Raw genomic sequence first — 24,028 nt, 5'->3', positions numbered from 1 at the left:
ACTTGCTTACGCTCCTATGCCGTAAAGACTTCTGACCCGCTCCAGAAATGCGACGGCCTCTGCCCGGCTGGCTACGGCTCCCAGATGAAGCTCTCCCTTCTCGTCTCCACTGAAAAGTCCTTCCGCAGCAGCCCAACCGGACCATTCCTCCAGCGTGGTGCCCGCTTCTTCTCCGAGCACTGCGCGTGCCGTCATGCGCAGCATCTCGGCCCGTCGGATGCCCCGATTCCAGCCCTCTTCCGCAAAATCGTCCGGCTGTATGATGCCAAGATCAACAGACGTTTGAACGAAAGGGGTGTACCAGCTGCGGTCAGACGTTTCTTCGGCGACCGGCAGCTTCAAGGCTTTCACCAGCATCACCGTAAAATGGGCCCTGCTGACCCGGGATTCCGGACGAAAGGTACCGTCCTCGTAACCGTCTACATATCCCGCCGCAACGGCGGAATGAATTACGGAAACGGCCCAGTGTCCCTTGATATCCGAAAATAGGGATACGGCTTCAGCTGCTCGGACCGGTTTGGTATAGGTCAGGAACAGCAGTACGGCCAATAAACTCATTCTCATGGTTAGTGAACGGCGAATAACGATTCCTCCTTATTCCGCTTCATATATCTTGGATACTCTCCGGCTTTCTTGTTTACCGGTTGAGGTTACAGTGACGTATACCGTACTCCCTTCCGCTTGCAGCTGCAGCTTCCCGATCCGTACGGAGGTTTCCCCTTCAGCCACAATTGCCTCTGCAGGCTGACCGTCCTTGGTCAACAGCAGTGTTCCCGCCGCTGAATCACGATAAAGACGTACCTTGTCGCTCGGAAGGAGTCCGCTGACCGTTACCTCGTCCGCAGCCCCCGAATGATTCATCACCTGAATCCGACTTAAGGAGGGAGGAAGACTTTGCGGCTCCGCTGCGTAGATCTTCGGCTTACGGGGGCTTTCCTGCTCCTGTCCCCGCGTAAGTGTGACATAGACGACGCTGTAGCCCGTACCTAGCTGAGGGATGCTCAGAGTAATGGAGACTGCCCCCGCCGGAACCACTCCTTGGGCAATCGGAGATAACGACGTATCGTCACGATACACCTTGACCCGATTCCCGGACGAGATCCCGCTTATCGTAACGGTGTCCTGGTCCGGCTCTGCACGATTGACGATCTCGATCAGCGAACGCTCCGGCGGGGCCGATGCAGGCTCTGCGGCAAAGCTTTTGGCTGTAGCGGCGCTCTCTACCCGACCGTTTGAAGTCAGCGTTGCGTACACCTTGCCCGCTCCGCTGCCCACTTGGCTGACTTGGATTTTCACGCCGCTGCCGCCGGGACTTACGGTACCGCTACCGAGCAGCGTATTCATTGATTCGTCTGCATAAATTTTGATAAGGTCGCCCGCCGACAATTCGACTACTTCGATCAAATCATCGGTGCCGACGGTGCGGTTCTGTATGCTGATTTGTCCTGGCGACAGCTTCACCGACGGAGGCTCGGATTTGTACCCCTTGGCGATTCGGCGGCTTTCCTGGTATGGAGGCCTCGTTAGCGTTACATAAATATACCCGTTTGCGGTGCCGAGCTGCGGCACTGAAAGCAAAGCATGCGTTGCTCCCGCTGCAGCAGTGGCCGAGGCCAGCGGAGTGCTGACGGTATCGCTCGAATACGCTCGCAACACATCACCGGGCTGAAGACCGGAAACCTTGACCGTATCGGCCATTCCGGCAATCGCATTGGTTACTTCAATCGAACTAAGGGAAGGCGCCTCGGTTAACGGTTCTCCTTTGAAGCCCTTTTCCGTTCTTCGGCTTTCGCGCTTACCCGTTTCTGTGAGGGAGACATAAGCCACTCCCTCTCCAGAGCCCAGCTGGGCAACGCTGATAACGACGGTATCGCTTCCGATCATAGCCGTGGCCGTTCCCAGGGGGACTCCCCCCTCTTTGACGCTGTACACCTTCGCGATATCTCCCGGTGCTAACCCGCGCACGTTTACGTTATCGTTCGTACCGGCGGGCTGATTGTCAATTCGAATCGAGGAGGCCGCCGGAGCTGCGGTTTCAGGCTCCGAACGCACGGATTTGACGACCCTTCTGCTCTCCGAGTAGCCCGTCCGGGTTACGGTGACATACACGTGCCCTCCGTCCGCCCCCAGCTCTGCAACCGAGAGGACCGCGCTAGTGGCTCCGGACGGAACGGCTGCGGTGCTCAGAACAGCAGCGGTTGTTGCGTCTGCGTATAGCTTCACTACATCGTCCGGCAGCAAGCCCGTCACTGTGACAACATCCGCTGTACCGCTTACACGATTATCGATGCGAATGCTGCTTGGCGCAGGGGGAGGGGTGACGGCTGCCATAGCCGGCATTGGAAATGCTCCGAAAAGAATAAGAAGGCTCAGGGCCGTGAGACTGCTTTTGATATGGATAAGGATCACCTCTTTTTTACTCATAGGGGTATTCGTAAATCACCGTTTTATAAACAACCCCTTCATAGGACAACCCGTTCGTACGGGGCAGCTTTACCTTCACTTGATAAATGACAGCGGGACCCTTAAGCACCTGGGCGATACGCCTGTCCGTATGAACGTAGCTGATCGGGAAGGAGCCGCCCGCAGTGGAATCGTCGACATAATCCTCGAAAACGACGTCCGGGGATGATGAGAGAAGACTGCCCTCATACGGCGTTCCGTCCGCTTTAAGCTGAAGGTTGTGCTGAAGTCCGGTCAAAAAGGCGCTGCGGGCCTCTCCCCTGTTGAAGACGATAAAGCCTTCAGCAAGAGCACCCCGGTCGACCTGCAAAGCGGCATCATGAGCCCCCCGGTTCAGAGCAAGCTTGAGACGATTATGCGTCGTCTTGGTAACGTACCGATCCGCTTCGAAGCCGGTCGTGTACAAAAACATCAGCACGACAAAGAATAACAGCAGGACGCGATTCACCGGGCCAATCTCCCTCCTCTATCGCACTGGGGCTTCGCTCATTTGCTTCGCATACCGCACAATCTCGGGCGGCTCCCGGTCAGGAGCGCCGAACAGCTCCCGGAACAGCCAGCGCGGGGTGCTACGCACGGCGAGAGTACCTTCAATATATTCCCCCCGGGGAGTGAGGGTCGTCGTACCGAAAAAGCGAATATCCCCGGGATCCAACAGGAAGGTATGCTCCAGCGTCAGACGCATCTCCTCAATAATCTCAGGTGTGAAGCGACCGTTGTCGGAGGACGCTGCCTTTTGAATCGCGCTGTCCAGCACCAGCTCCACCGCATTCGCCCGCGTGGAGTAAATGTCATGCAGCACGGGCTGAAAAAGCAGCAGCATCAAAATGTAGACGGTCAGCATTTCCACTAATGCGGCCTTCATGGATTACACGGGTATTTCGGCAGGAGCGGAAAGCCCGGGTGGCTTCTCCGTAAACTGGCTGCTCTTGTGCAAGTACGACGTAGGTACATTGGTATTATTAAAAAGATCGTCCATTTGCGTCTTCTTCTCCTTGATCGAGCTCCACATCGCTACAAAAATGAAAAGTCCGATTGCCGCCAATGTGGCTGCTATAATAAGAAATTTTTCCAAAGCCGGTTTCATGGTTGGCACCTGCCCTTTCCTAAGGGTTCTTACCCGAAATGGTTCGTATTCTTTGCTAGATCGGTAACATAACGCTGGGCAATGCTCAGCGCATTCCATAAATAGATGAGCAGTGGACTAAAGGCTATGGCGTAAGCAAAATGTCCGAAAAGCCGGCGCCGGCGACGTTGATTCTCGCGAAGCATGTGGGTGTAGCTCTCCTCCCTCGCATCGACCAGCACCGCAATTTCCTCCGCCGGGGTCGTGTCTAGATCGGCAAGCAGCTTGCAAAGCTCCTTGGCTTCCTTGGTATCGATCTCCACGGCAATGAGCTCCATCGCGGCATGAGGACCTTCGTCAAAGCGCCGCAGCCCTTTCATCAACGCAGGCTTAATGCTCACCGTATAATCCTTCAGCTTGGATAGCAGCGAGAATAAATTCAGCCTATGGCTGTGGTTGCTTCGAAGCTCATCCGTTATCATGTTGTAAACCATGAAGAGCTCCCGATTTTTCTCCCCGTCGTAAACATCCCTCCACTTCGTAAGCAGGAAAGTAACAAGCGATGCCCTCGTGTTGGTCACCAGGAGCCATACGGCGGGTCCCCACAGCTTGAGCAGCAGAAAAGGCAAGCTAACCGCACCCGAGTGCCGCACAATATCATAGCCGCTATTGAGGATCCATAGGAGACAGATTCCATATCGGAAGCATTGCAGCTTCCAAGCTGTCACGCCGAAGGGGTAACCGGACCCGGCAAGCATCCTTTCAAGGGCTGACGCGCCGGCCTGCTGCTTCAAGCGCATATATTGCAGCCGGGTAAGACTGCGCACGGAAAACTTATCTCGAAATAAGCCATGCATAAGCCAGGCGGCCAAAACGTAGTTGAAACACACCAAACACGCAAGAAAAGCAAAGCTATATGTGCCGATGTCAACCGAAAACGTTGCTGCCAACGCCGTTTTCCTCCTTTCAGTAGTCATTGGGCGGTTTGCGGAACCAGGCAGCCATGAGAAGGGAGGAAGTAATGCAGAAGCTTGCGGTCATCAGCCAAAAGCGCCCGGTCTCCGTTCCCAGCTGGTAATGCACCGTACTGCTCCAGCCCATGAATACGACCATGAGGCCCATGAGGAGGGGGAATAACACGACATGCAGCCAGCTTAGCTGCAGCACCTCGCTGCTGGAATCCGATTCGTCCCGGAGCAGATCAATCTGTTTATGGATGTTTTTGTCAATTGTGAGCAAGGTATGTTCAACGTTCTCCCCCTGAAGCAGACCTTTCAGAATGGTCAAACCGAGCTGTTTGGCGAAGGACGTGGGAATGCCGTACACAAGCTCTCCTACTACCCTCTCCAGCTCCGCAGGCTCGGTATAGGTGAGCTCCTGCCGAACCATATGCAAAAACATTCTGCGGATCGTAGGCGAAGAAACTTCCCCGGCGGCAAGACGAAGGGCTGTGCGCATGTTGCCTCGCGACATTTTGTATTTGGCGGACAAAATTCCAACGGCTTCGGCCAGGTCGTAGCCATTCTGAATTCGGATGCTGCGAAGCTTAAGCCGGTAGCGAAGAAGGATCAGGGCCGTAACCAGTCCGCCGGTAAAAAGACTAAAGCGAACATCCGCTGAGAGGACATAGGCTATTACACCTGCAGTCGCTCCGGCTGTGATGAAGCTTAGAGTAAAGCGCTCGACAGCTCCGGACTGATAGCGCTCCCCTTGAACCGTCTTCAGCATGAGCTCCGTTTCACTCGCCCAGCGATCCTTCAAGGCGTATATTCGCGAACGGCTATCCTTACGCATTGGCTCCCGCAGCGCCCTCATGCTGGCTTGATGGCGGCGCTCAGCGGAATACTGGCGGGAGAGGCGCTGGAGCAGCGGAGACATCAGCTGATAAAGTCCCCAGACGAAGCAGCAGGCAGCAAGGCCAAGGCAAATCAGTTTCACGACGGAAAACATCCAGATCATACGGCATCAGCCCTCTTCATTCTCTAAGGTTATTGCCGGTTCGGTGCGCAAGAGTGCGATGAAGCTGCTCCAGCTGCGCCTGGATCCGGAATAACGGATTCGCCGCTGCCGGGTTGTAAACCACTACCCCTTCCTCCGGAGGAATCGGATGCTTTGCCTGCAGAGAATGCAGAGTAGTAACGACGATGTGCGCCCAATGGGGCTCTATCTCCTGCATTTCCTTGATCAGCCGTTCGCTTAAATCCATGCGGTACTGCCAAGTATCCGTACTACAGTCCCAGCGCATGAGCTCTCTCGTGCTGATCTCTCCTGTATAGCGGTCAAACCTAAGCTCCATGATGCTTTGAATCCTTTTTTTCTTACGGGAGGTATCCTGTGATTGCACAATGACGATATCTATGTTATCGGCTACCCGCTTCTCCTCCTCTTCGAACCGCGCACCAGGGTTTAAACTGCAAAGCAAGCGGGCGAATTGAGAGGGGATCGTCTCGGGCTTCCAGGTATGAAAGGTGCTTCCGAAGCCCTTCATGAGCCTTTCGCAGGCTAACATGGCTCCCTCCGCTTCCACCCTTCGAACCTCGCCTATGATGGCATAGTCCACATCAAACCGAAGAATCTGGTCCATGGCATGGTGAAAGGTGTGCTCGTGCGTAACCCGTTCTATCAGCTTTTTTTCGGGAAAATCCCGGCTGGCCGCCAGCTCGTAATGCTTCTCGATGATCGCGCCGGTGTAATGCTCAGCCCTTTCGGCAAGCAGGGCCTTGAGGGTAGTCGATTTACCTGTTCCGGGCGGACCGACTATCAGTTTGTTACAGTGGGTCTTAGATAAGCCCTGCAGGATGGGAACCGCCTCCGGCGGAATGGTACCGCGGTCCGGGTCTGCCAGGTCGGCAACGGTCACGCGACGGATCAGAAAACGCCGAAGGGTAATGACGTCATGCTTCACATCGGGCTTGACGGTAAGCGTCACCCGCTCCCCCGTATAAAGATCCACCTCCAGAGTCGTATGATAAAGGTTGACGATGGCGTTGTCCTTTTGCCGGGTGAGGGTGCGGATCATCTTGTCCACCTCGCGCGTCGATTGGAACCGGAATGGCATTCGTCTATGGGACCCCCCATGATGAATCCAGATGGAAGTGCCGATAATTTGCGCCGCATAGCTGTCCGGATACTTCATCCAGCAGGCCAGTGCTTTAAACCCGTATACCTCATGGAAAATGGCATGGGTAGCATTGTCGTAGCGGCGCTGCTCCTCCCGGGCGAACAAGTGTAAATCCACGTAATACTCAGGCAACGATATATAATGATAGCGATGGCGTTCCACAAACGTCTGGATTTGCTCCATAATCGCAGTTACGGTCTCGGGAACACCGAGCATCGCTCGATTTTCCAATTCAACGAATTCATCTGCTTCCGTCTTGGGGCTGCCGGTTGAAACCGTACGCTGTGTCAGATCGTCGGCAAGCACCCGCTTCGCAAACTCTGAGCTGATCTCGTCTTGATACTGCTTGCATACATCGGCAAACGATATTCTCTGATCGTGCAACGGACTGATCTGAGGCCGGGGTCGTGCGACTGGCTCGAACCGGCCGATGGCAAAGCGTTCCTCCCCTTTCATCTCCCCATCCCTCCGGTGTTTGCCGTACGCCACCGCCGAAGCCATGACCAGCGTACCGTGTTATTCTGAATTGCCGAGGGGAGTAAGGGTCGCTCCGGCAGCTTGTAGAGGTCGATCAACCTTCGGCATACTTTATCCAGCTCGGCTTGATAGTCTGTCGATAAAGACATACGTAACAAACGCCGGTCGGCCTCCATGCGAAGAAAGCTTGGATCATAGGGCAGCGCACCAACGTAAGGCAAGCGAAGCTGCTCCGACAGCTGTCTCTCGTTCTCAAGCTCCTCAGCCGCCCGGTGCATCCGGTTGAACCACAGCAGGAGCTTGGATTCCGGGAACGCAAATACCGGGTTCATCAGCTGCTCTCTTGTTCGGAGCCACTGGGCTTTGGCTTGTACCGATTGCCCGAGTTGAAGAAGCAATCGGTCGCAGGCGTGAATGCTCTGAGCGGCCAAGGCATGATCCGGGTAGCTGCCGGCATCCAGCAGTACAAGATCAAAGCTCTTACAAGCACACTCGATAAGCCAGGCCGCGCCTTCGGGCTGATAGTAATACAGACGCTTCAGGTCACGGCTGCCCGCCAAGTAATGTACCTTCGGGGCGACCTGCTGCATTTTGGACGAAAGCTCGGCGGCTGTCAGCTGTTTGCTTTGCACGGCTCCCCACAGCTCATCCAAATACTTTGCCGTATAGGGAATACCGGCATCGCCCGGATTCCACCCGTTCATACCGAGAATGCCGATTCGGATGTCAGCCAGCTCGGCCAGCCGCGCCGCCAAGTGAAGCACGCTTGTCGTCACACCGCTTTGGGGGAGCGCTCCCAGGATAGCCACGACCTGGCTTCTTGCAGGGGGAGGCGGCGGATCGGATGAGTAACGAACGATGTCATCTATGATTTGTGACGCCGTTCGATACGGAAGGATGCAGTGGATTCCATGCTCTGAGCAAACACGCTGCATTTGCTGAAAATGTGCCGCCTCCCCTTGGTTCGAAAGCAGGTAAAAGCAATGGGAGCCCGCGTACTTAGAACGCAGTGACAGCACAAATGAAAGGTCCCAATGCCGATCGCTTACAGCGATGATTTCCGGCACTGCCTGCGGGCCGCTGTTTGAGGAATCCTCCTCGTCAGCACAACGGCGCACGGTATGAAAATATTTCTCCTTCTTACACAGTTCAATGAAATGATCGTCTTTGGAGTAGATCCACAGATTCAGAGTTGTTCCTCCTTTCTTCGGCTACCGGTAAACGATAAGAAAACGGTACCCCTTCATTCCGTAACGACGAATGAGCTCCTTCTGCTCCTCCGATACGATGAGCTCTACGGTGGCTACGGCGCCCGTAGGCTTCTTGCGATCCTCGCTGCCGGCGATTTCCTGATTGTTGGTGCCCTTTGCGTAGCTCACCACGATATGCTGAAGCTTGCGCTCCTCCTCATACGGAATTTGCAGCGCATCAAGCTGTTCCCGCGAGACCGACTCGCTTGCCCGCTCGTCGAGGCGTTTAGCCTCCTCTTTGCTTATGAGGAGAAGGGAAATTCGATCTCCGCGCAGAAGGCTGCCCGGCGGCTTCCCGAAAATCCACTCCGTGGGCAGAGACATATTCCACTCGTCCTTTCCCGGCAGCAGATGCTTCGTGTTCAGCATATCCGGGGTCAGCTGCTCTCCGATGCGAATCGACCGCGTCACCTCCCGATCCACGGCATCCGTCAGCTTGGTCACGGCGCCTTGGACCAGCGCATCCTTACGTACCTTGTCGAGACGCAGTTGCTGCCCGCTCAGCCTTTCCCCGCGTTCGACATTCTTTACCGCTCTCACCACCTCCACGGTGCCCCAGTTGGGTTCAATCCACCAAGTCCAAGCGATTAATAGTGCCGGTCCGCTTAAACAAAGTCCGGCGATCAGCAAATAATAACCGATGATACGAAACCGATTCATCGCGTACGTTCTCCTGTTCTTGCGTAGTCGGCGAGCCAGCGGCGAAGCCACGGCCGCAAGGAGATCTGCAGCTGCCTGCGGACGGAAGGCTCATCGTGGATGAGCCTTCCGTTCCACGCGGCGGCGGCCATGGCGGCCATATCGATGGCCGGCAGCTCTACCGCGGGCGGATGCGGCAGCAGGCGCAGCCAATCTTCCCGTCCGGCCATGCGGACGGATTTGACGGCGGCGCCGTGGACGCGCTTGCCCGCGCGCTCGTGCTGCTGGAGCAGCCGGACGTTCCGCCGGGCGGACGGCTGCTCCAGCTTATAGATCAACGGATCGGCGGTGTACACCAGATCCGTTGCGACCTCCAGCAGCCGCTGCGCCGCAGGCTGCTCCCAATCGGCGCCGATGTCGACGACGAGCATCGGCCGCTGCAGCGCCGTGGCCAGCTCGCGCCACGGCAGGACCTCGGCTGCCCGTCCAGGCAGCCAGCGGGTATGGCCGTCCTCCCAGGGGACGGCCAAGGGGTCGCCGGCATCTCGGAAGCCGGCGGGGGCCTTACGTTCGCCCTCCAGCAGGGCGAACAGCTCGCTGCGCAGCGAGGGCAGCTCGATCACGGTGTGATACACACCGTGATCGTGCAGCAGCCGCGCGAGCGCCAGCGCCGTGAAGGTGGCCCCGGCGCCCGGGTACAGGGCGCCTACCGCCACGATCAGCGGCGCAGGGCCCTTTGCTGTGGCGGCATGCCCGGCCGCCGTACTCCCCGCGGCGCTGACGAAGCGCCGCGCGCCGCGCCGACCGCGCGTGCGCTCGGCCAGCGCTCGGCCGGGTTCGCGCGCAGCAGTCGCGCCAACACGGGCCCCAGCTCGCCGGGCAGCCGGCGCAGCGTCTCCCGCTGAGCGGGGGAATACAGCTGTCCCCCGCTCAGCAAGTAAAACATCAGCGCACCGAGTCCATACAAATCGGTGCGAGGATCGCTCTGCCGCCCTTCGAGCTGCTCCGGCGCCGCAAAGCCCGGCGTTCCTATCGCTACCGTATCGGCTCCCTGCCCTGCCTTGTGACGGCGAGCAATGCCGAAATCAACCAGCCTGACCCGATCCCCGACATCCAGCATCAAATTATCCGGCTTCAAATCGCGATAAATAATCGGCTCCGGCCGAAGCGAGTGCAAATAATCCAGCAAATCGCACAGCTGCATGGCGATTCCGAACACCTGATCAACCGTCATTCGGTATCCCTGGCGCTCGAACCGCCGCTGCAGCGTCTCTCCTTCGATGTAATCCATCACGACATAAAAATAGCCATGGCTATCGGGAGGATAATAATCCACAATATCCGGCAAATTCGGATGATGTAACGTGCTCATCAGCTCTGCTTCGGCGAGCAAAACCCTCCGCCAGCTAACCGCCTCCGACGCACCCCCTTTCCCAACATACGTCTCTTTCACTGCCCAACGCTTGCCGTGGAGCTTGTCATCCTCAGCCAGTAATACCCGGCTCATACCGCCATGACCAAGCTCCCTGATAATTCGATATCTTCCTGCCAGCGTACATCCGGGCGTCAATTGACCCTGTGCAGTATCCAAGCATCAGCTCCCCCTTGAACTCATTTGCATATGGCTTACCTATTTAAAATGCTTCCGGCCCCCTCTTTTTTCCCAAGATCAAAGCGGTTATCCTTGCAACTTTTACCTCCCTGTGACCTTAACCGAGCATAAAAAAAACGCCCCAACGGCATAGCTCTCGCTATGAGTTAGGGCGGTTCTTCCGCACGTGTCATGGAATTTGATATAAAAATATCATATTATTACCAATTGAGTCAACAGGTATTTTATTGGTTTGCTCAGTTCGGAATATGATGGCCAAAATATTTCCCTATTTTCTCAACCTCGGTCATAACTCGTCGAAACGGAGCCAATCCCCGATGGTAAAGGGCGGCCGCATTAGCCTCCTTTACCGATAATGGGTATCTTCAGTAACTATATTCCTCTGAACCCGGGTTAACAATGATGGAGGGCTGATGCTCTTATGATACTTTACGTGAAGCTACGGGACCTATGCTATATTGGGATTTATCTTCCGGGCTTATCCCCTACTCTCAGCAAGCAGTTGGAAATGGTCCACCCTCTATATCGTTTGCCCTAATGCACGTCCATCCTTCCGCCTTTTCTGAGTCAAAGGGATAAGCGTCCAACGTGCTGCGAGCCCCTGCCGGTCCACCCTATGAAAAAAGACATACCGTCAGGATTAAATACCTGCCTAGGTATGTCTCTTGTTCAAACCGTCAAATCCTCCGGCCAGTGCAGCTCAATTCCTTCGGATTCCAACAGTGCCTGAAACGACTGAAGATGAGCCTCGTTCTCATGAACCTCGCGAGGGATAATTCCGTGCTTTAACGCATAAGCAGCGAGGTATCCCGCCGATTCGCCGATATTCCATTCGGTAGGGTGAAGACGGTAGCAGCCGTTGGATATTTGCGTCGTGCCAATGTTCTTGCATGCCGGCAGAACGTTGGCGACACGGATCGGCAGCAAGGCGCCAAGCGGGATTTCGTATGGATAGCTAGGGACGTAGAAGTGGCGCTGTGTGATGGTGGTCGGATGCAAATCAAGATGATAGCTGCCGACACCGATGCTGTCACGGTACACCTTAATTCCCGCTTCGCCGCGCACCTCCTTGCTTACATCGTTTTCCGTTATGGTGTACACGGCCTTGATTCTACGCGACTCGCGTATGTAGGGAGCCTTGGCGAGCCCGTCCTCAGTGCCCAGAACGTCCCCGCGAAGGCGGACGCCCGGGTAGCCCTGACCGCCGTCCAACCGGGGCGCCTCCGTCTGCAGCCAATAGACGAGGGAGAGGCTGAGCTGACGGGCACCGTACAGATGCCGCTGCCTTTCCTCTTCCGATACCCCGAGGATCGGTCCCAGGTAGTAATCGTTTTGCGGCCAGTTGATCAAAGTAATTTCGCCGCTGTAAAGCTTCGGCTCCTTTAAGAGTGACGGATCGAAAATGCGCCGGTAATCCCATAGGGACACGATCCCCCGGTCATTCGGAAACAATGTGTATTCCTTCGTCCGGTCTGGATGATGCGGGTCCATCGCCTGCCAGCTTAAGATCGGAAAGCGTGAGAAGCTCGGGACATACTGCTTCCAGTAATCATACATCTCCGGCTTCTCTATCGTATAATCGCTTCCCTCTACATAGTCCAATGCGAACACGTGGGTGATGGACTGCATATCCAACGGATCGGCCGCATCCAGCGCATGGGGCTCTCCCGTTTCATTCCGGGACTCGGCCCCTGTAACATGTTCTATTCCCGCCAGCGGAAGCAGATCTCCGCATTCGGTGGCATCCAGAAACATCGGCCCGCTTAATTCATACCGCTGCCCCGTACGCCTATGCTCCAGGGTAACGGAACGCACTTGATCCGACTCGGTAACCGCAGCAACAGGACAAACCTCGTAAAGCACGGTAATCCTGCCTCCGTTCACATACGGAGCGAGCATATCCTCGAGGACGCGCAGCGCCACCTTGGGCTCATGCGAAAGCCGGCTTACCCAGCCGTTCCCCGGATTGAGCTGCTCATTACGAGCCGCCTGTTCGTTCAACGGGTAGTTATTCCGGTAATACTGCCGCACCCGGCTGCGAAATTCACGGTATGTCTTTGTACAGCCAAACGATTCAATCCATGGATGCTCGTCGGGAGGTACGGCCTGACTGGTCAGCTGTCCTCCGAGCCAATCGGTCTCTTCGGTCAAGAGAACTTGATAACCGCATTTCGCCGCAGCGAGGGCTGCAAGGCAGCCCCCGATTCCCCCGCCGATCACAATAATATCCGCATGCCGTTGTAGGCTCATCGCTACCCCTCCTTGTTCGCTCAATATGTGAGAACAAATTCTCATTCCCAAGGCTTAGCCTCACCGTAGCACAAGCGTATCCAAGGCCAGCTTGGCCGCGCCGAGCGAGCCGGCCAAATTACCAAGCTCCGCAGGTCGGACTACCGCACAGGAGCCGGCGCCTTGCAGCGATTCCTGCAGCGCCGGCCACCACAGCTCCTTAGCATCCGCCACGCCGCCCCCCAGTATGATCACCTGAGGATCTGTGATTACCATCATATTATCGATTACCACGGTAAGCAGGCTGATATAATCCCTTAACGCCTTGGAGCCTCCCGGGTTCCCATTGGCGGCTGCCTTGAATACTTCCTCTCCATGAAGGTAATGCCCCCCGCCATGCTCAGATGCGTGACGAACGAGAGCAGTGCCGGATAAGTACTGCTCTATGCACCCGCGTCGCCCGCAGTTGCAAGGGATCCCGCCAGGCACCAGGACTACATGGCCCCACTCCCCGCCATTCCAGTGGGCCCCGCGAACCAGCTTGCCGCCCGTCATGATCGCGCCACCGACGCCGGTGCCCAGCGTCAGCATGACCGCATCACTCACTCCGCGTGCCGCCCCCACCCAGGCTTCGCCCAGCAAGGCCGCATTGGCGTCGTTGTCTGCTTTGACAGGGAGGCCGAATTCCACCATGCCCCAGTCCGACAGGTTCGTTCCCTGCCAGCCCGGCAAATTCGAGGTGGCATACACCACTTCACCCGTGTCGGCATTCACTCGCCCTGCCGTCCCGATGCCGATCGATACCGCGTCGGGATAAGCTGACAGCAGCTCCGATACGGTCTTATGCACACTGCCAAGAATGGCATCGCGACCGGCGGATATATCGGTTGGATTCCTTGCTTCATGGCAAATTTCTCCCCATTCGTTACACACAATGCCCTTAACGGAGGTGCCTCCGATATCAATTCCGAGAAGATGCATAGCTTACGGCCTCCTAATAAATTCGGTCGATGACGGAACGAGCCGTCTTCTCCCTCATTAGCTTGGCTTGTGCCTCGTCTCTGCCGGCCAGTCCCAAGCAGATCAAATCCAGCACGAATAGCTGCGATATTTTCGCTGTAATCGAGCCGCCCTCCAAAGGGGATTCCTTCCCCGCGGTCAGCAGGACAATGTCTGCAATGCCCGTAATCGGCGATTTGGCGTAATGGGTGATGGCAATGACTTTGGCGCCTGCTTGCTTCGCCTTGGCCAGCATATGGTTCGTGTCCAGCGTGCTTCCGGATACGCTAAAGCCGATAGCTACATCGCCTTCGCCCATGGAAACGGCAATCATCGCCTGCGTATGGCTATCGAAGACAGCCTCCGAGCGTCTGCCGATCCGGAGCAGCCTGTTCTTGGCGTCCTGACAAGTGATGGCTGAAGCGCCGACACCAAAAAAGTGAACATGCCTTGCCTTATCTATCATGTCTACCGCTTGCTCCAGCTTATCCCGTTCCACCATCCGCAGGGAGGTTTCCAGCACTTGTACGGCACTTTTATACAGCGTCTGTACATAATCCTCAGGCCCCGCGCTCATAGAGCTGTCCAGCCTCTTCAGTCCCCCGTCCTGTGCCAACGCCAGCTTAAAGTCCTGATAGCCTTTAAACCCAATTTTGCGGCAAAAGCGCATGATCGTCGTTTCCCCGACATTCGCCTGTTCAGCCAGCTCCGTAACGGAGTGGTAAATGATCTCGCTGCACTGTTCCAATACGGTGTCGGCAACCTTCTGCTCCGATTTTGATAATGACGGATAGTAGCTATGAATTCGCGCTTTCATGTCCATAATGAGTCCCCGACTTTCTACTCCTCTAGGCTTCACGGTAAGAGGTACATGCTGCCGACCTGACCGATCTTTTCAGGTGTATTGTAACATAGGACGGAATTATTCTCCATCTTTTTATTTTTTGGTGGTAATTACTTTCTTTCCAACAAAAAAATAAGCCGCTGCCTGCTATACACCCCGCAGACAACGGCTTCCTTCCCCTTAGCTAACATATCGCTCTTGGATCACCTTCAAATGATGCTTCTCGTGCCCGAGAATAATACACGCCAAAGCAAGCGCCGAGGTAGCGTGACCGTTCACCGGCGAAGTGCGGCTCCATGCCTCTTCAGGCAGGCCCGACAGCAAGCTTAGCGTTGACGTGCGCACGGCCGACAGCTCCTGCTGCAGCTGCTTCACGGACAGCCGGTCGAAGGACGCACCTTGCACAAACAGCTCCTCGCTAAAGCCGGCCAACGGAGTTTCATCTCCCCGGGACGCGCGCAGCAGCCGATAGCTCATCACTCGCTCCGTATCGGCTAGGTGGCCCAGCACCTCCTTTAAGCTCCATTTGCCCGGCGCATAGCGATAGGCGCCCTGTTCTTCGGTTACAAGCTCCAATGCAGCTTGTGTCGCCGCAGCCTGCTCTCTCAGCAGCTGAAGCAAATCCCCCTCCGGCACCGATGTGACGTAACCCTCAAAATGTGCTGCATATTGTCCCGCTTCCGGTCTCATCCTCATACTAATCGCCCCCTAATTCTGCTCGAACAACCAAGCAAGAACGCGCTGAATTTTGGCATCCCAATAGCCCCACTCATGCGTGCCCGGTTCCTCTTCATATTCCAGCTGCAGTCCCAGACCAAGGCAGTGATCGCGAAACCGGATATTATCCTCATACAGAAAGTCCTCCGTACCGCAGCATTGAAACAAGCGCGGCTGTGTCGTACCAGAGGTCTTCAGACGATCCGCCAGCGTGAAGAGGTCATTATTCGTACCGGGAATCCGCTCCAGATCACCGAAGATGCGGCTGAATTCCTTAGGATCCCTACTGTTCGCGAGGGCCTGTACGTCCATTGCACCGGAAAGGCTGGCTGCCGCCCCGTACTGCTCGGGATGGGTCAAGCCCAGCTTGAAGGCTCCATAGCCCCCCATGGACAAACCGGCTACGAAGGTCCGCTCTCTCTCATGAGCCAAAGGGAAAAAGGATCTTGCCACCTGAGGCAGCTCCCGGCTGACAAAATCCCAATACCGGTAGCCCTGCTCCATGTTCGTGTAAAAGCTCCGATGCACGTTCGGCATCACTACGGCCAGCCCGTAGGCGGAAGCGTAGCGCTCGATCGAGGTGCGGCGCATCCATATCGTATGATCGTCCGAAAGGCCGTGCAGCAGGAACAGCACCGGATGTGTGGTGCCGGAGCTTTTTCCTTCCAGCCCGATCTGTCCCTTGGTGGTTTGGGGCAAGATCACATTCATCGAGGTGGACATCCCTAAGGTTTCCGAGAAATAGTGACATTCAATAAAAGCCATGGCTATTCATTCCTCCCGTTATGTAGCCGCTTGAGGCTTCTCGCGACCCTCGCCCAAAATTGACGCGGCCGTGTCCTCATCGGTAATCAGCACATGGATAAGACGCCCGGTCAATGCCCCTTGGATCGCCTTGATCTTACCGCTTCCGTAAGCAACTCCGATTCTTAGCTCAATCCGCAAATAATCCTCCGGCGAAGCTCCGACCACCCGGTCGCTCAGCTGCTGGTTGGAGAACTGTCCTTCCTCATTATAAAAATGAAAAATCACATCGCCAACCCCGGATTCGCTGAGTATCTTGCTGTCCAGACCGGGAACAAGAGCCGAGCGGATGATGGTGGAGTCCTCTCCCACATGCCCGATACCTACCACGGCGGCACTGACCTCCCGAATCTCCTTCATCATTTCTTGGATGCTCGGGTCAGCTAAGAAGCCGTTCTTGCTCTCCTGGGTGAGCGCCACAGCAGGGGCCGGAAACAGCAGCGGCTTTCCCCGAAGCGACTGCGCCCATACCTGGATGACGGAGGCTGCAGGCACAAGGTCCTCCTTGGCACCGGAGCCTCCGGAAAGCTGTACGATGCGAAGCCCCGGTCTTGCATCGCACTGCTGCATCTGCGTGCCGATGGAATATAGCGTTCTCCCCCACCCGAGTCCAATCGCTCCCTGCGTCGGCAATACGGAGTTTAAATACCTGCTCGTTAAGGCCTCGAACGACCCTGCCGCCTCCTCATTGCGAAACACGACGCAGTCCTTGAGGCCGTACATCTTGACCAGCTGCCTCTCGAGAGCGGAAGCTCTGGCGCTTTCGATATCCGAACGGATATGGAACTGAACGATGCCCCGCTCCCGAGCTTCATTCAAAAAGCGGGCGACCGAAGAGCGTCCGATGCCAAGCTGCTCCGAGATTTCCTGCTGGTTCATATTGAGCACGTAATACATGCGGGCAATACGCTCGAGAAAGCTGTCCTTAGACAGCTGCTCGTTGTTGGCCAATTTGCTCATAGTAACCCCACTTAGCGAAAATATCACTTATCTTATGCCCATTTTACCAATTGGGGACGGTTTCAAGCAATCATTCCTTTGACACACCGTTGCCCGGTATCATGGACCGTCAGAGCATCCCTGCAATCCGTTCAATGACCCAATACAATCCTACGAGAAAAATACATGCCGATGCGCCGCGAAAGAACCAGGAATATCCTGCGGACTGCCTGCGGAATTTAACCAGCATGGGAAGAAGGATTGCGACAATCGCCAGCTGCCCCAGCTCAATCCCTACGTTAAAAGATATGAGCGAGGTCACCATGTAGCTCTGGTGAAAGCCGATTTCGCGAATGGAATTGGCAAAGCCAAGTCCATGGATCAATCCGAAGAGAAAGGTCAGAAGCCAGCGCCATTTAAATGAAGTAAGGAAGAAATTCTCTACGGCTACGTAACAAATGGTCAGGGCAATCCCCGCTTCGACCCACTGCGGATATACCGGCAGCAGACCTAACACAGCTAGGCAAAGCGTAAGGCTGTGGGCAATCGTAAACGCAGTAATAATCTTGAGCATGGTCCCGAACCGCTCGGCGATAAGGATTAGGGCGAATAGAAACAACAGATGGTCGTATCCGGTGACAATGTGCTCCAGCCCAAGATTGATATACATAAAAATTACCGTTAGTAAATCCAATGAATTCAACCCTTCCTCATGGTTGTGACAACGACATGGATGACATACATCAACCCCAGCCACGCGAGAAGGACGCCGCTATAGTAAAGCAGCAGCGAAACCAGCTGGAATTGGCTGTTCAGCTGCAAATCGGCGACCCGTTGGAGCGAGCCCGCTCCCCAAGCGAGTCCGAAAAAAGCGGCGCACACTGATGGGGATATAAGCCTCTTTCGAAGCAGGCTGTATAACAGCAAGCACACAAACAGGGCGAGCAGCAGCGGAAAGAGCCATTCCAGCTTCAGCCGGTCTGCGGCCAGCCAGCCGATCATGCTGTGCAGGGATGCGTAGGCCAAGGCTGCGGCCATTTGCTTCTGGCGCTTGACGGTCCATGCCAGGTACAACAGCAGCAGCCAGCAGAAGGGCTGAAACAGCATTCCCTGGACACCGGACAGCACGTACTTCCCCATAAGCTTCGCGTCGAAACGAAACCGGCTATCGGGCGCATACCTTACGGTGCTTGCCCCCTTTTGCACGACCCAATGCTCAAGAAGCTCATCCTGCGCGTTGTACAGCTGAATATAGTTTTGATGAGCCTCGTCCCGGTCAAAAATCAGTTCATACCGAATCGTCACGCTGCCAAGCTGCATATCCGACGTGTATCTTAGCCTGATCTGTACCATCCGGTCTTCCGTCTGCTCCTGAACGATCGTTCGGAGGGAAAGAAGCTGCGGTTCCATTCTCTGCTCATTGTTATACAACGTCAGCCGGTTTAGGGCGTACTCGGTGATCGGGTCATGCTGCCGCTGCAGCTCCTCCTCGGAAATGACGTTATCCGCGTTGCTGTCATATACGTTCATGACGGGAAACGGCAGCTGCACCTCGTAGTCCACCGTTTTCTCCCCCGACAACCTCACATAAGAGTATCCGTTGTTCAGATTATGTGCCTGTACCCTCTCCGTGCCCAGAGATGTCCATAGGGCAGCGACAGCCAATAAAAGGAGAACTGCCCGTATCACTTCAGGCTCCAATCCTTCTCCGTAATCACTTCCAGCTTGGAGCCGTCCGAAGCGATCAGAATGTTCCCGTGAAGACCGGTGGAATATACCTTGGCGTTATTCCGTTCATAACGCTGAAGAATCTGTAAATTGTTAAAAATATTGGAGCTCAGTACGGCCACCTGCGGCGATACGGTTTCGACGAAGGACGGAGAGGAGGAGGTGGCATTTCCGTGATGCGGTGCGTGCACCATATCGGAGTCCAAGGATTTCCCTTTTAGCTCTACCAGCTCCAGCTCCTTATCCTTATAAATATCCGCCGGGAACAGGAAGCTGCTGTTTTTATAGGTCATCTTGATGACCAGAGAATTCGCGTTCAACACGCTCGTATCGAATGTTTTCACTGCGTCGGGCAGGGTGCCTTTGGCAGGGCTGAAAACCTCAAACTTCACGTGCTCTCCAAGCTCGAACGTATCCCCTTCCTCCAGCGTGCGATGCGGAATCTGCTTCTTCTCTACTTGAGCCATTGCGTTTCGATACGCACTTGAGCTTGTGTAAGGCAGATTCTCGGAATAGAAGGCTTTGGCCTCCTTCTTCGCCAGAATGGAAGCATACCCGCCGATATGATCCGAATGCGGATGTGTATTGAAGGCGATATCCAGCGTTTGGATACCGAGCTGATCCAGGTACTGAACAACCTGGGAGCCCGCCTCCGGGATGCCCGCATCGATCAGCATCGTTTTGCCGTCCGGTGTGATGATGAGGATGGAGTCCCCCGTGGCCACTTCCTTATTGGGCATGTGAAAATAACGAATGGTCAGCCGGTCCTTATATTTCGCCTGATCGAACACCTCTTTCGTCCGCAACGGCGCTTGCTCCTTGCCGGACTCTCCGGCCGGGGCCACCGGCGCCGCAGCCTGCTGAGGCTCAGGGTCCACCTGTGTGCAGGCCGCGGTAATCAGCAAGCCGGAGATGACCAAGGCACCGCCTATTTTCATACCGTGCTGCAAGAATCGGTTAGTCATTGCGGATGCCTCCTCTGAGAAGAGGCACGGTCTGTTGGGCCCAGTCAGCGAAGCGGCCCGCCATGATGCGATAGCCCTCCGCGCTCGGATGTAGCAGATCCGGGAAATAGTCTGCATATTCTTCTCCAAACAGTGTTAGCCCGTTAAGATAGTAGAGGTTGCGATCGCCTCTCGTTTGGAGCATGGAGACGGTGGCTTCGATGATCTCTCTTATTTTGACAAGCTGCAGGCCGACCTTATTGTCCGTCGTCTCCCGTTCCTTGGCATAGATAGGGGAAATGACCGCCAGCGGCGTGTGCGGATGCTTCTCGCGAATCGTTTGCAGAAAGCCGATTAAAGCCGGAGCGAAGGTTCGTTCCGATAAGGAGGAGCCGCCCATAATGTTGACGCCCACGCAAACAGACACAAAGTCGGCAGGCAGGTCCCGAATCATGCGGGACACCATAGGCTCCATATGGCAGTTTGCCGCAAAGCCTAAGCAGGTCAGCTGCAGTCCCAGCTTTGCCGATGCTAAAGCCGGCCAGGTCTGCGAGGGACTCTCCGCCTCGACACATTGGGTAATGGAGCTGCCGTAAGCCACCCATCTCGGTCTATAATCCTCCGGGATTGTGTATTCGGCATCCTCATCAATCCACACGCCCCGAATGCGAACGGGCTGCTTCTGGGATAAATAAAGCTCCACCAGCTTGTCCCCCGGCTGATTCAGCTCAAACACAAGGAACGGAGTCAACGTATCCGCTTCCAATTTGCCGGTTTGCACGAGCTTCCCGTCGATCAGACAATCCACCTCGAGCTCATAAGCCTCCCGTTCGAATTCAACCCGCAATTGGCTTGTATTCGTATGTAAGCGAATTCGAACTCCTGCCGGGATTTCCGCTTTTCCGTTAATTGCCTTCGGGTGAAACAATTCGGCATCCTCGTAGGGAATACGCCATGGCTTGACCCATTGCTCCGTAATTTGCAGGGAAACGGCCCCCTGAAAAAGCTCATTGCTTTTTGGAATCGCCTTCATGATGTCTTATGCCCCTCTGCTTTTGAGTTTTATTTCATCAATGTTCCTTAGGTAAATAAGTAAGAAGCGCCATTCTACTAGAATGGCGCCAATATCGCTTGATTGTCAAGTCATAAAAGAGATAAGACCGGACTATTCTTTGTTGCACGCCAGTACGTAATGCAGCACTTCCGCCACACCGTGCTCCACATTGCTGGCGGTGACGCGGTTTGCTATCCGCTTTAGCTCCTCCTGGGCATTTCCCATGGCGACGCCAAGACCAGCCGCCTGGATCATAGCATAATCATTCATGCTGTCCCCCACGGCTACGACCTCCGACATCTGTATGCCCAGCAAAGCACATACCTCCGACAAGCCGCTTGCCTTACTGACGCCTTTCGGATTCAGCTCAAGGTTGGTCGGGTGGGAATTCGTCACCTCGAGCTCTCCCATGGCCTCGATCCAAGACTGAATGCCGCGAAGCTTCTGCTCCTCCTTGGAGTAGAAGCCGAACTTGAGCCATTGCTGCTCTTCCCACGGCAGCTCCCGCCATGTATCCTTCGTCATCAGTCCGTCCGGCGTATAAGCCCAATACCAGGTATCCTCCTGAATAGCCTTCTCGTACAAGGATTTGACGACATCCGGCTGCAGTGCTTTGCGCGAATGCAGCATGCCCGGCGCCTTCCATACCTCTCCGCCGTTCACAGCTACAATCGGAGCCTGCAGTTCAAGCTGCTCCACATAGGCGGTAATGTTCTGAATTCCTCTGCCGGTGGAGAACATGACAACGACGCCGTTATCCACCGCTTGACGAATCGCGTCCGCATTCTGCTCGGAAATTTGCTTATGTTCATTTAATACCGTTCCATCCATATCCAGTGCTACCAGCTTGTAACGCATATGCCCTCCCCTATCCGGCATGCAACCGATGTCTGCTTATGTGCGTCGGTTTGCAGCCTTTCGAATTTCACTTACATAACGGCTTGTGATCAGCTGCGGCCGGGTAATGGCGGAACCGACAACGACGGCGAATGCCCCTGCTTGCAGAGCCCGAACGGCATGGGAAGGCTCCCAAATGCGGCCTTCTCCGATCACCGGTACGGATAAGATCCGGGAAGCCTCCAGAATCAGCGGAAAATCAGGCTCCTCCTCTTGTCTTGAATAGCTCGTATATCCGGAAAGAGTCGTGGAAACACAATCGACACCCAGCGCTGCGGCATAGACCGCTTCCTCTAGAGTAGAGATGTCCGCCATCATGCGGATTCCCCTGGAACGGATATACGCGACCAGCCCTTCCAGCGTCTCCCCTTCGGGTCTGGGACGCCGGGTAGCGTCAAAGGCAATCATGGAGGCTCCTGCCTCGATCAGCTCATCCGCTTCTTTGGTTGTCGGCGTAATGTAGATATCGCTATCCGCATAATCCCGCTTTACCAATCCGATGACGGGCAGCGGCGTCGCTTCCTTAATGGCCCGCACATCGTCGGCCCCGTTCGCCCGGATGGCAACGGCGCCTCCCTCCTCTGCAGCCTTCGCCATCCTGCCCATAATGAAGGGACTGTGCAGGGGTTCATCCGCAAGCGCCTGACAGGAAACGATGAGTCCGCCCCGAATGGATGCAAAAAAGGAATCGATCATACAAGCTCCACTCCTTCGAAACGTGTCCGCAGTCCGACCTCAAACATACGGCTCCATGGCATCCAGCAATCCTCTATGATTACCTTGCCTTGATCGTCGTTCATGTGATCGGCTGCAAAACGCCTGAGCTCCTCCCGGACTATTGCAGCCACTTTCCCGCGAGGGCCATCAACGGCAAAATAGTTCATGCCTAGCGTCGGAAGCTCCTGATCCGTAACTTTCCTTCTCACATAAGAGCAATAACCCGCATCCTCCGTGTAGCGCAGGGCAAGAAAATCACGGTGGGCTTGCGTATCCCCGAAGATCGAGAAAATCATGCCCTGAGCCAGCACGGTACCGAGCGTATTGGAGCTGGTGTTCCAGCCGGCGTAGCCGGCCAGCTGAAAGAGCAAGCCTTTGCTGCGGAGCAGCTTGACCAGCTGCAGGTCGGCACCGTTGGCATACGCAATGTCCGCCACGGCGACCGGCTTGCCCAGCATGCGCCGTGCATAATCGCCGTATTCGACAAGTTCAATGATATTGCGCATAACCTGATAGCCGACGTCCGGCGCAGCCTGAGTTACCGCTTCCTTCATCGTATCACCCGGCGTATTGACCAGCAATACGATGTCAGCCTCCCGGGCCGACTCCACGAGCATGCCCCCTGCTGCAAGGATATGATATTTTAAGCTCTCATAGAAGAGCCTATCTTCGTAGGACGGAATGATCAACGGTCCCCTGGTGCCGGAAAACCGCGGATACACTGCAGGTATTCTCCCGTGGAGCCGGTTCAGCATCCGGGCCAGCAGCGTACATCCTGCCTCGTCCGCACCGGGATACATATAGGCTTGCAGCTCTACGCCGAGCTCTTCGATTCTTCCTCGCACACGCTGTTGATCCAAGGCGGTCCAGCCGTACGGAGCGGAATCGTCCTGCGGGATGATCATGAAGTCGATGGTCCCGTCGGCTACATAATCCAATGCCCTCCGGTTCAGCTCTCCGTTCACGGCACGGCGAGTCAGGTAATCATTCAGATACTCCTCCGGCAGCCGAAGCTCGATCTCCGCCAGCTCGGCCAGCTCCTCCTCCGCTGCCAGACCCAGCTCTTGACGATGCCCGAGGTACCCTTTACGGAAAATTTCTCTGCCCCAATCCTCATAATAGTCCGGCTCCTCGTCACTGGAGGAATAACGCGGGCAGCGCATGATGAGCTGAGAGACGTACAGCGTCAACCGCGGATTGATCTGCTTCAGGCGGCCAAGACCCTGCAGCAGCTCCAGCCCCCGCTCTACGGAATCCATGTGCAGCCTTGAGGGAATGATGCCCCCATACAGCAGCATATCCAGCGACAGAATCGCTCCGTCGGCATCGGCGGCTTCCTTGAGAAGCCAGCTCCAAAGCCCATCCACATCCCCGGGCTGCTTCTTCCTGCCGAGAAGCTCAAGACCGGGTCTGACCAAGGTGACATCGGTCCCCAGCGCCATGAGCGCCGGAAATTCATAATTGCAAGGACGTTCGTCGAGCGGTACGTAAATCATTTTCTTATGCATGACGGACTCCTCCCTCTCTA

General features: G+C 55.6%; 25 protein-coding genes. All 25 read right to left on the bottom strand.

The features are described from left to right. Positions 1–6: 6 nt before the first annotated feature. Entirely contained in the window at positions 7–564 is a 558-nt protein-coding gene (locus RAC89_RS15765) for an S-layer homology domain-containing protein (protein WP_306614598.1), read from the bottom strand. Between the two features lie 30 nt (positions 565–594). Beyond that, complete coding sequence (locus RAC89_RS15760) at positions 595–2,424, bottom strand: hypothetical protein (RefSeq protein ID WP_306614596.1); 1,830 nt, start codon at positions 2,422–2,424, stop codon at positions 595–597. Next, positions 2,417–2,911, bottom strand: a complete 495-nt coding sequence (locus RAC89_RS15755) for a hypothetical protein (RefSeq protein WP_306614595.1) — start codon at positions 2,909–2,911, stop codon at positions 2,417–2,419. The genes RAC89_RS15760 and RAC89_RS15755 overlap by 8 nt, the downstream gene beginning before the upstream one ends. 18 nt (positions 2,912–2,929) lie before the next feature. Beyond that, on the bottom strand, positions 2,930–3,328 hold the full coding sequence (locus RAC89_RS15750; protein ID WP_306614594.1) for a protein kinase family protein: 399 nt from the start codon (positions 3,326–3,328) through the stop codon (positions 2,930–2,932). Positions 3,329–3,331: 3 nt separating this feature from the next. Continuing rightward, the gene (locus RAC89_RS15745) at positions 3,332–3,550 is read right to left on the bottom strand and encodes a hypothetical protein (protein WP_306614592.1); all 219 of its coding nucleotides are present in this window, start codon (positions 3,548–3,550) and stop codon (positions 3,332–3,334) included. Positions 3,551–3,579: 29 nt separating this feature from the next. After that, positions 3,580–4,479: a hypothetical protein gene (locus tag RAC89_RS15740; protein ID WP_306614591.1), complete on the bottom strand. Its 900-nt coding sequence runs from the start codon at positions 4,477–4,479 to the stop codon at positions 3,580–3,582. A gap of 16 nt (positions 4,480–4,495) precedes the next feature. Continuing rightward, positions 4,496–5,488, bottom strand: coding sequence for a hypothetical protein (locus RAC89_RS15735; RefSeq protein WP_306614590.1), 993 nt, complete (start codon positions 5,486–5,488; stop codon positions 4,496–4,498). Positions 5,489–5,504: 16 nt separating this feature from the next. Beyond that, complete coding sequence (locus RAC89_RS15730; RefSeq protein ID WP_306614589.1) at positions 5,505–7,106, bottom strand: ATPase, T2SS/T4P/T4SS family; 1,602 nt, start codon at positions 7,104–7,106, stop codon at positions 5,505–5,507. Next, entirely contained in the window at positions 7,103–8,245 is a 1,143-nt protein-coding gene (locus tag RAC89_RS15725; RefSeq protein ID WP_306614588.1) for a P-loop NTPase family protein, read from the bottom strand. The genes RAC89_RS15730 and RAC89_RS15725 overlap by 4 nt, the downstream gene beginning before the upstream one ends. Positions 8,246–8,338: 93 nt before the next feature. Next, positions 8,339–9,037: an SAF domain-containing protein gene (locus tag RAC89_RS15720; protein ID WP_306614584.1), complete on the bottom strand. Its 699-nt coding sequence runs from the start codon at positions 9,035–9,037 to the stop codon at positions 8,339–8,341. After that, complete coding sequence (locus RAC89_RS15715; protein WP_306614580.1) at positions 9,034–9,732, bottom strand: hypothetical protein; 699 nt, start codon at positions 9,730–9,732, stop codon at positions 9,034–9,036. Before RAC89_RS15715 ends, RAC89_RS15720 begins: the two co-directional genes overlap by 4 nt. Positions 9,733–9,734: 2 nt before the next feature. After that, positions 9,735–10,607 (bottom strand): serine/threonine-protein kinase, encoded by an 873-nt coding sequence (locus RAC89_RS15710; protein ID WP_306614579.1) that lies wholly within the window; start codon positions 10,605–10,607, stop codon positions 9,735–9,737. Between the two features lie 690 nt (positions 10,608–11,297). Next, positions 11,298–12,878, bottom strand: a complete 1,581-nt coding sequence (locus RAC89_RS15705) for an FAD-dependent oxidoreductase (RefSeq protein WP_306614577.1) — start codon at positions 12,876–12,878, stop codon at positions 11,298–11,300. Positions 12,879–12,938: 60 nt separating this feature from the next. After that, a complete protein-coding gene (locus RAC89_RS15700) occupies positions 12,939–13,838 on the bottom strand; it encodes an ROK family protein (RefSeq protein WP_306614576.1) in 900 nt (299 codons plus the stop codon). Between the two features lie 13 nt (positions 13,839–13,851). Continuing rightward, the gene (locus tag RAC89_RS15695; protein ID WP_306614574.1) at positions 13,852–14,679 is read right to left on the bottom strand and encodes a MurR/RpiR family transcriptional regulator; all 828 of its coding nucleotides are present in this window, start codon (positions 14,677–14,679) and stop codon (positions 13,852–13,854) included. 201 nt (positions 14,680–14,880) lie between these two features. Next, positions 14,881–15,396 (bottom strand): DinB family protein, encoded by a 516-nt coding sequence (locus RAC89_RS15690; protein WP_306614572.1) that lies wholly within the window; start codon positions 15,394–15,396, stop codon positions 14,881–14,883. Positions 15,397–15,408: 12 nt separating this feature from the next. Further along, positions 15,409–16,182, bottom strand: coding sequence for an alpha/beta hydrolase (locus tag RAC89_RS15685; RefSeq protein WP_306614571.1), 774 nt, complete (start codon positions 16,180–16,182; stop codon positions 15,409–15,411). Between the two features lie 18 nt (positions 16,183–16,200). Beyond that, positions 16,201–17,181 (bottom strand): sugar-binding transcriptional regulator, encoded by a 981-nt coding sequence (locus RAC89_RS15680; RefSeq protein ID WP_306614569.1) that lies wholly within the window; start codon positions 17,179–17,181, stop codon positions 16,201–16,203. 109 nt (positions 17,182–17,290) lie between these two features. Then, the gene (locus tag RAC89_RS15675) at positions 17,291–17,830 is read right to left on the bottom strand and encodes a HupE/UreJ family protein (protein WP_306614567.1); all 540 of its coding nucleotides are present in this window, start codon (positions 17,828–17,830) and stop codon (positions 17,291–17,293) included. Between the two features lie 29 nt (positions 17,831–17,859). Further along, positions 17,860–18,849, bottom strand: a complete 990-nt coding sequence (locus RAC89_RS15670) for a carbohydrate kinase family protein (protein WP_306614566.1) — start codon at positions 18,847–18,849, stop codon at positions 17,860–17,862. Next, a complete protein-coding gene (locus tag RAC89_RS15665; RefSeq protein WP_306614565.1) occupies positions 18,846–19,853 on the bottom strand; it encodes a ComEC/Rec2 family competence protein in 1,008 nt (335 codons plus the stop codon). Before RAC89_RS15665 ends, RAC89_RS15670 begins: the two co-directional genes overlap by 4 nt. Then, entirely contained in the window at positions 19,846–20,865 is a 1,020-nt protein-coding gene (locus tag RAC89_RS15660; RefSeq protein WP_306614564.1) for an SGNH/GDSL hydrolase family protein, read from the bottom strand. The genes RAC89_RS15665 and RAC89_RS15660 overlap by 8 nt, the downstream gene beginning before the upstream one ends. Before the next feature lie 132 nt (positions 20,866–20,997). Next, positions 20,998–21,744 carry a Cof-type HAD-IIB family hydrolase gene (locus tag RAC89_RS15655; RefSeq protein WP_306614563.1) on the bottom strand — a complete coding sequence of 249 codons (747 nt, stop codon included), beginning with the start codon at positions 21,742–21,744 and terminating at the stop codon, positions 20,998–21,000. A 36-nt stretch (positions 21,745–21,780) separates the two neighbouring features. Then, positions 21,781–22,479 carry an N-acetylmannosamine-6-phosphate 2-epimerase gene (locus RAC89_RS15650; RefSeq protein ID WP_284644212.1) on the bottom strand — a complete coding sequence of 233 codons (699 nt, stop codon included), beginning with the start codon at positions 22,477–22,479 and terminating at the stop codon, positions 21,781–21,783. Further along, positions 22,476–24,008: a DUF4127 family protein gene (locus RAC89_RS15645; protein ID WP_306614561.1), complete on the bottom strand. Its 1,533-nt coding sequence runs from the start codon at positions 24,006–24,008 to the stop codon at positions 22,476–22,478. Before RAC89_RS15645 ends, RAC89_RS15650 begins: the two co-directional genes overlap by 4 nt. Positions 24,009–24,028: the final 20 nt, after the last annotated feature.

This window comes from Paenibacillus sp. GD4 (genome assembly GCF_030846225.1).
In the GTDB taxonomy this organism is placed as follows: domain Bacteria; phylum Bacillota; class Bacilli; order Paenibacillales; family NBRC-103111; genus Paenibacillus_G; species Paenibacillus_G silviterrae.
Note: the sequence above shows the minus strand (reverse complement) of the source record. Positions and strands in the feature narration are given on the sequence as shown.

Coding starts and splice junctions, on each gene's coding strand:
- RAC89_RS15665 (WP_306614565.1), bottom strand. CDS start 19,853: ATGACTAACCGATTCTTGCAGCACGGTATGAAAATAGGCGGTGCCTTG.
- RAC89_RS15765 (WP_306614598.1), bottom strand. CDS start 564: ATGAGAATGAGTTTATTGGCCGTACTGCTGTTCCTGACCTATACCAAA.
- RAC89_RS15680 (WP_306614569.1), bottom strand. CDS start 17,181: ATGAGCAAATTGGCCAACAACGAGCAGCTGTCTAAGGACAGCTTTCTC.
- RAC89_RS15650 (WP_284644212.1), bottom strand. CDS start 22,479: ATGATCGATTCCTTTTTTGCATCCATTCGGGGCGGACTCATCGTTTCC.
- RAC89_RS15700 (WP_306614576.1), bottom strand. CDS start 13,838: ATGCATCTTCTCGGAATTGATATCGGAGGCACCTCCGTTAAGGGCATT.
- RAC89_RS15735 (WP_306614590.1), bottom strand. CDS start 5,488: ATGATCTGGATGTTTTCCGTCGTGAAACTGATTTGCCTTGGCCTTGCT.
- RAC89_RS15720 (WP_306614584.1), bottom strand. CDS start 9,037: ATGAATCGGTTTCGTATCATCGGTTATTATTTGCTGATCGCCGGACTT.
- RAC89_RS15655 (WP_306614563.1), bottom strand. CDS start 21,744: ATGCGTTACAAGCTGGTAGCACTGGATATGGATGGAACGGTATTAAAT.
- RAC89_RS15690 (WP_306614572.1), bottom strand. CDS start 15,396: ATGAGGATGAGACCGGAAGCGGGACAATATGCAGCACATTTTGAGGGT.
- RAC89_RS15750 (WP_306614594.1), bottom strand. CDS start 3,328: ATGAAGGCCGCATTAGTGGAAATGCTGACCGTCTACATTTTGATGCTG.
- RAC89_RS15695 (WP_306614574.1), bottom strand. CDS start 14,679: ATGGACATGAAAGCGCGAATTCATAGCTACTATCCGTCATTATCAAAA.
- RAC89_RS15685 (WP_306614571.1), bottom strand. CDS start 16,182: ATGGCTTTTATTGAATGTCACTATTTCTCGGAAACCTTAGGGATGTCC.
- RAC89_RS15760 (WP_306614596.1), bottom strand. CDS start 2,424: ATGAGTAAAAAAGAGGTGATCCTTATCCATATCAAAAGCAGTCTCACG.
- RAC89_RS15645 (WP_306614561.1), bottom strand. CDS start 24,008: ATGCATAAGAAAATGATTTACGTACCGCTCGACGAACGTCCTTGCAAT.
- RAC89_RS15660 (WP_306614564.1), bottom strand. CDS start 20,865: ATGAAGGCGATTCCAAAAAGCAATGAGCTTTTTCAGGGGGCCGTTTCC.
- RAC89_RS15730 (WP_306614589.1), bottom strand. CDS start 7,106: ATGAAAGGGGAGGAACGCTTTGCCATCGGCCGGTTCGAGCCAGTCGCA.
- RAC89_RS15745 (WP_306614592.1), bottom strand. CDS start 3,550: ATGAAACCGGCTTTGGAAAAATTTCTTATTATAGCAGCCACATTGGCG.
- RAC89_RS15705 (WP_306614577.1), bottom strand. CDS start 12,878: ATGAGCCTACAACGGCATGCGGATATTATTGTGATCGGCGGGGGAATC.
- RAC89_RS15675 (WP_306614567.1), bottom strand. CDS start 17,830: ATGTATATCAATCTTGGGCTGGAGCACATTGTCACCGGATACGACCAT.